General features: G+C 70.1%; 2 protein-coding genes. One reads left to right on the top strand and one right to left on the bottom strand.

Annotation, left to right across the window (positions count from 1 at the left end; all coding sequences use genetic code 11):
- A partial coding sequence (locus tag GTW40_RS04770) for an SAM-dependent methyltransferase (protein WP_343245616.1) occupies nt 1-329 on the bottom strand: 329 nt, incomplete at its 3' end.
- 285 nt (nt 330-614) lie between these two features.
- On the opposite strand from GTW40_RS04770, the gene GTW40_RS04765 reads away from it, so the two are divergent.
- Entirely contained in the window at nt 615-1,112 is a 498-nt protein-coding gene (locus GTW40_RS04765) for a hypothetical protein (RefSeq protein ID WP_161178884.1), read from the top strand.
- Nucleotides 1,113-1,208: the final 96 nt, after the last annotated feature.

The raw sequence follows: 1,208 nt of genomic DNA, 5'->3' as shown, positions 1-1,208 counted from the left end.
GCGTGCCGCAGCACGATCGGGTCGTTGTCGACGTAGACCACCTGGGCGCCCGGTGTGATCGCCTGCGCTATCTGGTGCAGGTTGGGCTCGGTGGGGATACCGGTGCCGATGTCGAGGAACTGGTCGATGCCCTTGCGGGCCAGCCACGCGGACGCGCGGTGCATGAACTCCCGGTTGCGGGCCGCGCTGCGCCGCGACTGCTCGGGCAGCGTCTCACCGACCTGCTGGTCCACGGGGTAGTTGTCCTTCCCGCCCAGCAACCAGTCGTAGACGCGCGCGGGGTGGGGTTTGCTGGTGTCGATACGAGGGACGGGTACGCCGGCGGTCACGGGACACTCCTCCATACGCGAGAACACGGCTAACCGAGCATCCGGCCGGGCGTGTGGGCACCGTCGATGGACGGCACTCACGCGGCAGGTCGGCGGCGCCAGCGTAGTCGCAGCCGCCGACGGACGGTCGGGCGAGGCCGCGCTTCTTCGCGAGCGGGCCCGAGTGTTGCTGACGTTCCGTTAAAACCGCAGCTCAGAGCCGTTGTCAGTGGCTCCCCTTAGATTCGTTTCACGTTCCGCCGCTCTGGCGTGAGCGTCCCTTTTCGCGTGCATGGGAGTGGTGTGTTGTCCGTCTGGGAGAGGTCGAGCGCGGCGCGGGTGGTGCCGTCGGCGCGGCCGCGGAAGCTGGCCAAGGTGCCGTTCGTCGAGCTGGCCGACGGGCGCTTGCAGGGGGTGGTGTCCAGTGGGTCGGACATCGAGCGGGTGTACGTCTCGTCCGTCGCGGCGGGGACCTACGCGTTCGCGTGCAGCACCAACAACAACCGCCCCTGCGGCGGGGCGCGCGGCATGTTCTGCAACCACATACGGGCGCTGATCGGCGAGGCCGTGCTGCAGTACGGCGGCGAGCGGGTGGCCCGCTATCTGAAGGTCGAGGCCGACGGCGGCGACGCGGGCGTCCTGACCGCCGCCATGACGGGCACGCGCCCGGCGCAGGACGGGAGTTCGGCCGCGGCCCAGGTCTTCAGCCGCTTCCTGCGTCACCTCGCCTATCTCGAACTGTCCGCCACCACCGCGCCGTTGCCGGAGATGCAGTGGTTCCCGACCACGAAGGCGGTGGCCTGATGCGCGTCGACCTGCTCACCGATCCCGTCGAGGGGCTGGCGGAAGCCCTCGCCGCCGTGGACGGTTTCGACCAGGCCCTCGTCGGCGGGCTGCTGC

It is taken from the genome of Streptomyces sp. SID4985 (genome assembly GCF_009863025.1).
Classification (GTDB): domain Bacteria; phylum Actinomycetota; class Actinomycetes; order Streptomycetales; family Streptomycetaceae; genus Streptomyces.
The sequence above is the reverse complement of the archived record's forward strand: the minus strand, read 5'-3'. Positions and strand labels throughout refer to the sequence as shown.